The sequence below is a fragment of the Kastovskya adunca genome (genome assembly GCF_059505785.1).
The window spans coordinates 87,524-98,991 of sequence record NZ_JCACLG010000011.1 but is presented as its reverse complement, the minus strand read 5'-3'; the positions used below and the strand labels follow the sequence as shown (position 1 = coordinate 98,991).

Genomic DNA, 11,468 nt, shown 5'->3' with positions numbered 1-11,468 from the left:
TAGATTGGCTTGATCCGGGCTGAAGCCCACGCGCTTTTAGCCGTGGGTTGCTTACTGACGCTTATTGCCTCTCTAGGTATGTCGGCAAACTACAAAAGTGTATCGGGTCAACTGAAGTATGAAGTATGAAATTACCCCATTTATAAAGGGATGGGGCTTGACTATTGAATTTTTTTGTTTTTTTTGCCTACGAGAGGCGAGGCATGTACCAATATCTTTTCATCCTTCATCCTTTATACTTCAGACTTCTTTAGTCAATCTGGCAAGCGGGGAATAGGGATGAATGATTATCCCCACCAAGGGATTTGGAGTCCGCACGCTGCACAATCGGCTATGCTAATAAATCAAAAACGACTCAAGACAGAACTCTTGCGTTCCTGAGTCGTTGCTTCTACGTTAGAACTTATTGCGAGAACTGGCGCGATCGCATATCTCCCCAACTAGCTGCCAGAAAAAATCTATTGCCCAATAAGTTTTAGTGTAGATCGTCCGTTATCAGTTGTGGGTAGTGAGCAGTTTTTTTGTGTACGTCACCGGGCTACGCCCCGTAGCACTACTATCTGTTCCTCTCCCCAGAAGCATTTCATAACACCGTTCGTACTCGTCTACCATTGTCTTGATGCTAAAGCGATTGACCACGTAGTCGCGGCAGAGAGTCCGGTCGAGTTTCATGGTATCTGATACGGCAGCAACAAGCTGCTCTAAGGAGTCACAGACAAACCCGGTTTTACCGTGGGCAATGACTTCTGGAACAGAACCCAAGCCCATAGCGACAACAGGCGTGCCAGTTGCCATTGATTCAATCATTACCAAACCAAAGGGTTCGCGCCAAGTGATCGGGAACAAGGTAACGCTGGCATTTCCTAAGAGTTCTGCCTTTTCTTCGTGAGAGACTTCCCCCAGATACTGAATCTGTTTCCCGTCAATCAGCGGCTTAAGCTGTTCATCGTAGTAGGAACGGTCTACCGGGTCAATTTTTCCTGCCATTTTTAAGGGATAGCCTGTAGCACGGGCGATTTCGATTGCCTCCTTTGGCCCTTTTTCTGGCGACATCCGCCCAACAAAGGCGAGATAAGCAGGTTCTGCTGGCTTTTCAAAGAATGGATAAACGTCTAAATCAATACTGTTGTAAACAGTGTGAATATAGTTCAAACCTGGCTGGGGTCGGCGTTGGGCGTCACTAATGCTAACAAAAGCTTGGGTGGCAAATTCTTGGAAAAGCTTCTCGCTATCGGCTGTGAAGATGCCGTGCAGAGTGTGTAGGGTGGGAGTCTTCACAAGCTCGCAGTAGGGCAGAGCAATGCAGCCAACGTGGGAATGAATCACATCAAATTGCTCGGCTTGGTGATAAACCCTGGAGAGTATTAATTGCTCGTATACTCCTGGCTCTTTGATTTGTTCATCCAACCGCAGTGCTCGGTCATGAACTGAGTGTAGTTGAGCCGTTGTCAGGGAGTCTCCAGAGGCGAACAGCGTGACTTCATGACCACGCCGCACCAATTCTTCTGTCAACAAATTCACTATTAATTCAATGCCACCATAGCGAAATGGCGGTACTCTTTCCCACAAAGGCGCAATTTGTGCAATTCTCATATATCTACAATGCCAACAGTTTATGCAAATCAGTGACAACAGGCTTTGATGCAATTTTCTACAACTTGACTAGATATTAGTGATTGCAGGACAATTGCACTGTGCTGGGGTACACGGTATTTGTACCTAATTGAAGCCGCTCTCAGAATATAAATTTATTGATCCCAAGTACGTCTTCCTCAAGCAATAAATCTTCTTCAGCAAAACTACTCTGGAAATTAAAACTCATTTAGGATAGCTATCCGGCTCAAAGCTTCTGACCTCTATTTGGTCTTTAATCCGGGAGACAAGGAGCAAAAATCTAGCCGGGAGGTGATTTGTCCTGCAGGGAAAAACCGTTAAGCTCACAGCATCATCTTGATAGGTAGGCGTAATTTCTTTTGGACTACTATATCCTCGACCTACTGGTCATCGGTATACTCTTACTCTTTGTTACTTTGGGTTCAGGTTGGATAGCCCGCCTGCCGTTTTCCTACGCTCAGCTCTATTTACTGGTTGGCATTTGCTTGGGACCCTATGGATCTGGGTTGATTACAGTGCAACCGAATGCTCATTTTCTGGAACGGCTAACTGAACTTGTCGTAATTATTTCGGTGTTTAGCTGCGGTCTGAAAATGAATCGTCCTCTGAAGTGGTGGTCGTGGAATATTACGGCGCGGCTGATTGGGTTTTTGATGCCGATTTCGATTGTGGCGATCGCGCTTGTGAGTCATTGGCTTTTGGGACTAAGCTGGGGAGCCGCGATTTTGCTCGGCGCGATTCTTGCTCCTACAGACCCTGTTTTAGCCTCCGATGTCCAGCTAGAGAGCGTTACAGATAAAACAGAGCTGCGATTTGGTTTGACCTCTGAAGGCGGATTGAATGATGCTTTGGCGTTTCCTTTTGTCTATTTTGGGATTTATTTGCTCAAAAACGATAATTGGCAACAGTGGTTTAGAGACTGGGTAGCGGTTGACTTACTATGGGCGATCGCAGCGGGAATTGTCGTGGGAATCGTGGTGGCAAAAGCGATCGTCTGGCTTGAGCGGCGTCTGCAAGCTATTCGACCGGCTGATGAGTTGATTGAGGATTTTCTTGCCCTCAGTACAATTTTGATCGCCTATTCCCTCACAGAAGTGGTCAATGGTTATGGGTTTCTCGCCGTTTTTGTTGCAGGTGTGACAGTACAGGCAAGTTACTATAGCGAACAGGAAAAGCGAATGGCTCAGTTAGAGTTCACAGAACGCATTGAAAAACTACTGGAACTGGCGACAATTTTGCTGTTAGGCTCTATTCTCCGCGCTGAACCAATGCTGCGTTACCTGGGAGATGCGACGTTACTGGGAGTTTTGTTGCTCTTTGTGATTCGACCCTTGGGGACTTGGGTAAGCACGGCGGGGAGTAACTTACGACCTGCAACGCGTTGGCTCATGGGTTGGTTTGGAATTCGTGGCGTCGGCTCCCTATACTATTTAACCTATAGTCTGACTGAGGGGCTTGAAGGAGATGTTATGGAAGAAATTACCTGGATTGTTTTCCTGATTGTTATCGCCTCGGTGCTTTTGCATGGTGTTAGTTCAACTCCTTTGATGGACTGGTATGAAAAACGTCTGAAGCCTAAACAGCAAAATGATTCTGATTTATGAGTTTCACCTGTGTTTTCTGGACTGCTGTTTGGGCAGTTTTCTGGGCGGTCGTTATTTGCTTGTTTTTCTTTGGACTATTCCAGGCAGAAATCGGCAAGGCGATCGCCTGGGTGATGGGTGGAGCAATCACAGGAGCTTTATTTGGTGCAGTTTTTGGAAAAATGAGCAGCATGATGGCGCGGCTCGGCTTTAGAGGCGTGCTGGGAGCCATCTTTTGGATAATACTTATGACTCTATTTGCCACAGTCTTCTGGGGATTGGTTGTGGCATTTACGGGTTCTCTAGTGGCAGCGATCGCCGGAAAAGTTACAGAAGGGCCTGTACTCGGTTTAGCGATTATTGGAGCCTATATTGGCGGCTTTTCGGGAGCGAGCTTCGGAGCCATAGGCGGAGCGCTAGGAGGGGTACTGAGCCGCCTTGTCTGGAAAAGGATCGCCCCCTCCAACCCGCGTCGGAAATAGCGTGCTTGTTGAGGATACTTGATTTGTGAGAGCCGGGGTAATGAATGCCGCTCACCACTACCTCCGTTGGGTCTAATAACAGTAGGGCGATCGCTACTCTAAATCTTAATGATAGAAAGCTATTGCAGCCCTTCAAAACCAATCAAGCTTAAATGAATTGGCAGAGTCTATAGCCGCACAATTCTCTAAGACATTAGCTGTTTTTTTGTTAAATTTTCAGTGGTTAAATTATTTAAGTAAACTTGGTTTAATCAGCGTCAACTGCGTGGCAAGTTGTTTAGTTTGCAAATTTGTACAAATACCAAAATTTAGATACTGCTGAACATCTATTAACATTTTTTCCGCCAAACTTTTTGCCAAGTTAACAGGAACAGCATTTCCTACCATCTTATAACCGTTGGCAATATGATCGTATTTAAAAATAAAATTATCTGAAAAAGTCTGAATCCTCGCACACTCTCTAACAGACAAACGACGAGATGGTTTAGACGAATCTTCGTCAAACTTCCACTGATCCTTTCCTATCCAAATCATTTTTCTTGCTTGAGGATGTATGGGAGCATGTCTTCCACCAGCCTGAATTGTAAAAGATGGTTCATCCCAACCTCTTACCCTATTTCTCGACATATAGATACTTGAAAATCCGCCTTCCAAATATTCATGATTAGGAATTGTTCCGCGATTTTCATTTACCTCACTTTCTACTGGTACAGGTTCTATTTTGCTTAGATCATAAATAGCATCTCTCAACGTTAAAACCCTATTACTACCCTCAGGGAATTTAAACGCCCCTCCCATTCTTTCTTGATATCCTACAATAATTACTCGCTTCCTATCCTGTGGAACTTTATAGTTGCTAGCATTTAATAACTTATAAGTTACTTCATACCCCGCATCTTTAAATTGGTACAAAATCTCTGTAAAAGCATGATCGTGCTTTTTGGCGAGTATTCCACTCACATTTTCTGCTAGAAAAAAAAGCGGTTTTTTCTCTTTAATGATTTCAACATAATTGTAAAATAGTTGACCTCTGCTATCATTTATTCCGCGCCCTGCACCAGCTTCGCTCCAACTTTGACAGGGAGGGCCGCCAATGATTCCTATACAATCAGGAATTTCTGAAGGCTTAATGCTTCTTAGGTCTCTTTTATCCAGTTTTGTTTCTGGATGATTAAATTCATAAGTATTCCAGATAGATTTATCATATTCATTTGCCCAAATAATTTTGAAACCAGCTTGATGAAAACCTAAGTCCAGTCCGCCACAACCTGAAAATAGAGATACAATATCCATCGCCTACTTTTTAATTTATACAAACGAGTCGTTGATTTTATAGTTTATAACTTTTGCCTCTATAAGGCTAGCGGGGTTATTTGGAGACTGAATTTTTACATCTATAATTTTGAAGTTATCTTTAAATATATTTTCAATGGCTTGCCTATCTTGTAACGGAAAATCCATGTATTTACTTTTTTTCATAATAGCAATTACTTGAGCATTTTCACTGATATTATCTTCAAAGTTAAGATAGTCATATACAGTTAAAGGATTTTTAATTCCCCACATTCCTCTTATCCTCAGGTAGGTTATTCCTAAAGGATCTACTCGATTGACTCGACCTAGTTCTCTCGTTTCAGAAAATTCAACGTCTTTTATTTCTAAAACGCCGTTGATTATCTTGTCAGTAACTCTTTTGTAAATTTCTCTATCAGCGGCATAACAATCACCATATATAAGCCACAGTAACTTTAGATTTTTTGTTGGAGTCACTCCAATTGCATAAATAATATCTTTTTCTTGCCAATCTTCGCACTGACGACACTGAGAAGTTAGTAGAGGGCTGTCAACATACAACTTTGACTTGGGATAAAAACTATTTAATGCAATACCCGCTTTTAGAGATTCTATTTTCTTGACCTCTATTGCATCATCATTTTTTAGAATTAAATCAGGTGGGTTATTAGAATTGCCTATATACGAGAAAACTTGATTATATTTCTCTAACCTATTACTTTTATCAGTTTCTAATACAGTATCAGCAAATATATCTTTGACAAAGCATTCTAAAGCATCACCTACACTATTAATTCTGTTTTTATTTTCGTAGTAATTTACTAGATTTGGCATGGGATTATCAACAATCGTTTTGATAGCTTTGAGAATATTCGACATGAATTAATTTTGTGGTATTTATCAATATTGCAGAGAGTTTCTTTTTAAAATAATAGGAATCAATGACCGTTATCTAAGTTTAGCTACCTCGTTCTTAGGCAGATTTTAATCATTCACAATCTGTTAATCAGTAAAAAATCTTTTTTATGGTTAGCCCCCACCTGGGTTTATTTTGAGTGGGGGCATTCCATTACATCAAACTCAACTTAACTTGCCAAATCTCCGGCGCGTTTTGCCAAATTCTCAGCGGTTAAGCCATTAAATGCAAACAATTCCGTAGGGCTGGCGGTGGTTTCTCCACGTTTCCAGGCGAAGATGTCTCGCTTGGCGGTGCTGCGTAGCATCAGGGGTTCTAGCATGGCACTGGCACCTCCGGTGACACCAATTAAGGCATCGCCGCTGAACATCTTCTCAAACCCAGCATCATCTAAGAAATGGTTATCGGGTTGAGAGCAGGTGTCCGACGCGGTATCGTGGGGACGATACAGGCGGCGGGGGCTGATGATAGAGACGATGCGGACGCCGATGCCTTTGCTTTCTAGGTGAGTCGCGGCATCAAAGACTGGAATCAGGGTCATGTCGCCGATAACGGCAAAGACGACTTTCTTTGTGCCTTCACTTTCGTGCAAAACAACGCCGCCATCTTTTAAGGCTTGACGGGTTTGCTCGAAGGTAGTGCGGATGGGCAAGGGTGACTTACTGGCGATAATCGGAATTCCCTTGTTCTTCGTCGTCAGCGCCCACTCGTAGCAAGCTTGGATGCTGTTGGCATCGGGGGGGAAGAGAGGGAAGATATTACCATTTCGCATCATGGCAGCAAAGTAGTTTTCAATCTCCGGACGCTGGTGAGTCCAGCCGTTGCGCCCCTGTTCCAATGCTCCGGCGGTAAATAGGGTAACGGTGGATGGGGTAGGACGACGCAGTTCTGCCATTGCTTGCGTCACCGTTTGCCAAATCGGTAAACCATTAACGGCAAAGGATTCGTAGGAACACCAGAGGGTACGTGCGCCAAACAATGCCAAGCCTGCTGCCAAGCCTGCACAAGCATCTTCGCTTAAGGGTTCGTAAACCTGACCCTTTGGCCCTTGGTAGTAGGCTTCGTCCTCGGTGGGGTGGAGGATTTTCAGGGCTTGGTTAACGTTATTAATCCCAGAGGCGGCGTTACCATCAGCGTTGGAGAGGACGAAGCTAGGGTCTTTTTTACCCACATGGGAAATCAATGTTCCCATTGTGGTCGTTGCTACTTGCTTTTCCCCCGCAACGGGAAATTCTTCTAGGGGCAATTTTCCTAAATCTGACAGGGATAATTCTTTTTCCGTGACTACATGATGGGAGGCGGGGCCGCCAGATGAGCGTTCAAAGTTTGTGCGTACCAGTTCCCAAGCGGCGGGGGATAAAGCCCGTTGTTTTAAGGCGCTGACGATATCTTCATTGTCTAGGGTGTGGTAGCCGTAGAGGTTGTGGGCTTTTGCTCCCCGGTCGTGTACTCCTGCTCCTTTAAGCTGTTTGACAATGAGTACAGTTAGTTTGCCGCTGAGGGCAGACTTAGCGGCTTTATCCGTTGCTTCCAGGATGGCTTGGGTAAACTCTAGGCGTTTCTCTAGGGAAAACTCGGTGCTATCGACGTATTCGCCGGGTTGGTTGGCGTCGTCGTAGTCTTTGGCATTAATTAAGATGACGTTTTGAAAGCCGTTGCCTTCCCAGTATTCAATCATTTCTTGGTTCGGCTTGGTGGACACCATGCTGTGGTGTTCTTGGCTGTAGCCGTTCCAAACGAGAATCGGGAGGAAGTTGGTGACTTCGGGATAGGCGGTGTGGAAGTGCGCCATGCTGCTCATTACATACGGTTCACCAATGCCGCCGTCGCCAATGGTGACGGGGAAGAGGATGTCGCGGTGGAGTAATGCTCCGGACATTGCAAAGTGTTGCCCTTGTCCGAGGGGCCCGGCGGGGCTGAGGAGTCCGGGAATTTGCCCGGAAAGGTGTCCTAGCAAGCCTTTGTGTTCCCGGAAGCGATCGCGCATTTTTTGCACGGTATCAATCCCCATATCTTCCAGGGAGCGGTCTAGGAACATACTGCTATAAAACCCAGGGGCGTGGTGTCCCACTTCTGTGAGGATATTTTTGTAACCCAGCATGACGAGGGCGGCGATGGCATCGGCAATACTGGCAAATCCTCCCGGATGTCCAGAGGCTTTACTAGCTGTTACCTGCAAGGTGAGATAGCGCAACGCATCGGCAGCCAGCATTGTTTGGAAGACTGCAGCCGGATCGCTAGGAGAGGCGATCGCGTTTTTTCCGTTGGCGATCGCACTTTCTTTGCCTAATTTCTCAAATCCCGGTAACGATCCTCCAAAATACTGAATCCCTTCGCAAAAGCCAGGGGCTGATTGAGTAACAGCGGTCATAAGATCAGATACCTCTTCAAATAATATCCCCATGGGGATTAGCTTCAATTAGGTAGATCCTACAGTGATTAGTCATTGGTCATCAGTCATCAGCCATTAGTTATTGGTAAGACTGTTATAAGTTCTTAAACTCAAGTACCGTGTTGATGCTGAATTCCCAACCCACAACTTAAGGATTGAATCCTTTTAACTCCATTGGCAATTCATTAGAATCGAACTAACTGAGCAAAATGGGGTAGAGGAAAAATGTCTCAGGTACTACCTGATGGTTCGCAGCAGCCGCCTTTGTTGCAGTTACTGGAGTGGATTGCCAATCCGTTTGGCTACATGGAGCGCAGCGCTCAACGCTACGGCGATCCCTTCACAGCCGAACTGCGCCAATCGAATCCTTTAGTCTTTTTCAGCCACCCGCAAGCGATTCAAGCGATTTTTACCGCTGCTCCTGACACCTTTGATGCTGGTCGTGCTAATGGACTGATACGACCGTTGGTGGGGGATAACTCCTTATTGTTACTCGATGGCGATCGCCACGCCTTCCAACGCCACCTAATGATGCCTCCCTTTCACGGGGAACGGATGCGCTCCTACGGTGAGATAATTTGCCAGATTGCCGAGCAAGTCGCCAGTAAATGGATACCGGGTCAACCCTTCCGAGCGCGTGACGCGATGCAAGAAATTACCCTCCAGGTGATTTTACATGCCGTCTTTGGTTTAGCCGATGGCGATCGCTACCAGCAACTCAAGCCACTCCTAGCGAGTTTGCTCAATCTTACGGGTTCTCGCCTAGGCTCCAGTTTGCTGTTTCTGGATGTTTTGCAAAAGGATTGGGGAAGCTGGAGTCCCTGGGGACGCTTCAAAAAGCGCCATCAGGAAATGACTACCCTCTTAAGCGCAGAAATTGCCGAACGTCGCGCTCAAGTTGATCCCACCGCTACAGATATTCTCACCTTGCTGATTGCCGCACGGGACGAGCAAGGGCAAGGGATGAGCGATGAAGAGTTACGCGATGAGTTGATCACCCTTTTGGCAGCGGGTCATGAGACGACAGCAACCACTTTGGCTTGGGCATTTTACTGGATTCACAAGTTGCCTGCGGTGCAAGAAAAGTTGCTGCAAGAACTGGCAAGCCTGGGAGATAATCCTTCCCCGATGGAGATTTCCCGACTACCTTATCTCAACGCCGTTTGCTCAGAAACCTTACGGATTTACCCCGTTACGCCCATTGTCTCTCCACGCATCCTCAAAGTCCCGATTGAGATTATGGGTTACTTGTTTGAGCCTGAGACCATGCTGGCTCCCTGCATTTATTTGACCCATCAGCGCGAAGATATCTATCCAGAACCGCAGCAATTTAAGCCAGAACGCTTCCTCGAACGACAGTTTTCTCCTTACGAGTACTTGCCCTTTGGGGGCGGAAATCGCCGCTGTATCGGCTTTGCTCTAGCGCTGTTTGAGATGAAGCTGGTTTTAGCGACGGTACTGTCTCGCTATCAGTTGGCATTGGTAGACAAGCGACCTGTGCAACCTGTGCGTCGTGGCGTAACCATTGCCCCCCAAGGTGGCGTGCAAATGGTGATCACAAGTAAGCGTTAGCAAGAGCGATCGCCTGTTTTGGCGGTGTAGGGCAGAGTAAGTAGCTGCGCTTAAATAAACCCAACATCGTTATAGGGTGGGCATTGTCCAAAAATAACTTTAATTGAGGCAAAACAATGACGACGCTGCTCATTCAAAGCATGAGCGTCCCACTGACGGTCAATCTCCCTGCGATCAAATCGATGAGTGTTGAACAATTCTATGAATTCTGTCTAGCCAATCGCGATTTGAGAATTGAGCGTACTGCGACTGGGGAAGTTATTATTATGCCGCCAGCTTTTTCAGATACAGGTAATCGAAACATTAAAATTGCTCAACAACTTGCGAACTGGGCAGATCAAGATGGCACAGGTGAAACGTTTGACTCCAGTACAGGCTTTACCCTGCCTAATGGGGCAACCCGTTCTCCTGATGCCTCGTGGATTAAACTAGAGCGCTGGAATGCCTTAACTGAAGAACAAAAATCCTCATTTGCTCCGATTTGTCCAGACTTTGTGATTGAATTACGGTCTTCTAGCGATACTCTCAGTGGATTGCAAAACAAAATGCAGGAATACATTGACAACGGTGCATCACTAGGCTTATTAATTGATCGCAAAAACCGCAAAGTCTACATCTACCGTCCCCATCACGAACCTGACATTTTGGAGAATCCCGAAGCAGTGAGCGGCGATCCAGAGCTATCGGGATTCGTCTTGTGGATGGCAAAAATCTGGTGATTGATAAGTAATTGAATGCCGCAGAAGAGCCTACCCTGTTGGAACTGAGCAGAAATAAGCGATCGCTTAAATCCTTTCTATCCACTAAAACCGTATAAATTAGTATTCCAAATTACGTTTGACACTTAAAAAACGACTGACAAATACCACAACGAGCCTCAGTTTTTTTCTTGATTGGCAGACGAAGCTTTTGACTGCACGCCGGACATTCAAAAACAACTTTCATCCCATCAGAAACATCAAATTGACAGCCATTAAATGAACGGGAAAGCCCCTTCAAGCCTGTGGAGCGACTAATCGTGCGAATCCATTGACGGTTCCACCAATACCGTCCGCGTCTGACCAGACTACAACCTTGCAGTGGCGGCTGGCGATATTCTAACTTTGCTTTTCTAAACCCCGCCTTAAATGCCTGCTTTGCCGCCGGACTGGTAATCAAATCATCAACTTTTTCCGAGAAGGCGATCGCTCGTTTACCCAACACGTAGCCAAATTCTTCAGGTGTCAGGTATCCTATCCTTTCTTCCAGCCTGCAATGTTGAGACTGAGTCACTCGGTAAGCATTTAAAGAAAGCCATCCAATGCCAAGATACACAGAGGCTGTATCCGTAAGAATTTCATTATCGTAGGTATTAGGAAGCCATAAGCCAGCGCGATATAAAAAAACATGGGTAATCTCATGGGCAAGAACGGCTGCAACATCTCGATCGTCTTCACGATACCGCCCCTGCAACTCAACTAGATACTCATTTTCCCTTGTCAGTTCAACCCGTCCCAGATTCTCCATGTTCCACCGGAAATTAATTAAAATTGATCCCTCTGGCAGGTTTAAATGGCGCACAAGCTTACCTGCTAACCGATGAAAGGCAATGACAGGATCTTATCCAGGAAGTATGG

General features: G+C 45.7%; 9 protein-coding genes. 4 read left to right on the top strand and 5 right to left on the bottom strand.

Annotated features, from left to right (window positions below; genetic code table 11):
* Positions 1-495: 495 nt before the first annotated feature.
* The gene (locus AC5JR3_RS03700) at positions 496-1,593 is read right to left on the bottom strand and encodes a glycosyltransferase family 4 protein (RefSeq protein WP_495843158.1); all 1,098 of its coding nucleotides are present in this window, start codon (positions 1,591-1,593) and stop codon (positions 496-498) included.
* A 380-nt stretch (positions 1,594-1,973) separates the two neighbouring features.
* On the opposite strand from AC5JR3_RS03700, the gene AC5JR3_RS03695 reads away from it, so the two are divergent.
* Together AC5JR3_RS03695 and AC5JR3_RS03690 are read left to right on the top strand one after the other, a co-directional pair.
* Positions 1,974-3,218: a cation:proton antiporter gene (locus AC5JR3_RS03695; protein WP_495843156.1), complete on the top strand. Its 1,245-nt coding sequence runs from the start codon at positions 1,974-1,976 to the stop codon at positions 3,216-3,218.
* A complete protein-coding gene (locus tag AC5JR3_RS03690; protein ID WP_495843154.1) occupies positions 3,215-3,679 on the top strand; it encodes a hypothetical protein in 465 nt (154 codons plus the stop codon). Before AC5JR3_RS03695 ends, AC5JR3_RS03690 begins: the two co-directional genes overlap by 4 nt.
* Before the next feature lie 228 nt (positions 3,680-3,907).
* On the opposite strand, the gene AC5JR3_RS03685 is transcribed toward AC5JR3_RS03690, so the two are convergent.
* The 3 genes from AC5JR3_RS03685 to AC5JR3_RS03675 all read right to left on the bottom strand — a co-directional run bounded on the left by AC5JR3_RS03685 (position 3,908) and on the right by AC5JR3_RS03675 (position 8,259).
* Positions 3,908-4,972: a DNA cytosine methyltransferase gene (locus AC5JR3_RS03685; protein WP_495843151.1), complete on the bottom strand. Its 1,065-nt coding sequence runs from the start codon at positions 4,970-4,972 to the stop codon at positions 3,908-3,910.
* A gap of 15 nt (positions 4,973-4,987) precedes the next feature.
* Positions 4,988-5,851, bottom strand: a complete 864-nt coding sequence (locus AC5JR3_RS03680; protein ID WP_495843149.1) for an NgoPII family restriction endonuclease — start codon at positions 5,849-5,851, stop codon at positions 4,988-4,990.
* Positions 5,852-6,057: 206 nt separating this feature from the next.
* Positions 6,058-8,259 carry a phosphoketolase family protein gene (locus tag AC5JR3_RS03675; protein WP_495843147.1) on the bottom strand — a complete coding sequence of 734 codons (2,202 nt, stop codon included), beginning with the start codon at positions 8,257-8,259 and terminating at the stop codon, positions 6,058-6,060.
* A 246-nt stretch (positions 8,260-8,505) separates the two neighbouring features.
* Between AC5JR3_RS03675 and AC5JR3_RS03670 the strand changes: the two genes are divergently transcribed.
* A complete protein-coding gene (locus tag AC5JR3_RS03670) occupies positions 8,506-9,852 on the top strand; it encodes a cytochrome P450 (protein ID WP_495843146.1) in 1,347 nt (448 codons plus the stop codon).
* Between the two features lie 116 nt (positions 9,853-9,968).
* A complete protein-coding gene (locus tag AC5JR3_RS03665) occupies positions 9,969-10,571 on the top strand; it encodes a Uma2 family endonuclease (RefSeq protein WP_495843143.1) in 603 nt (200 codons plus the stop codon).
* A 112-nt stretch (positions 10,572-10,683) separates the two neighbouring features.
* Here AC5JR3_RS03665 and AC5JR3_RS03660 read toward each other — a convergent pair whose 3' ends face one another.
* Entirely contained in the window at positions 10,684-11,412 is a 729-nt protein-coding gene (locus tag AC5JR3_RS03660; protein WP_495843142.1) for a hypothetical protein, read from the bottom strand.
* Positions 11,413-11,468 lie beyond the last annotated feature (56 nt).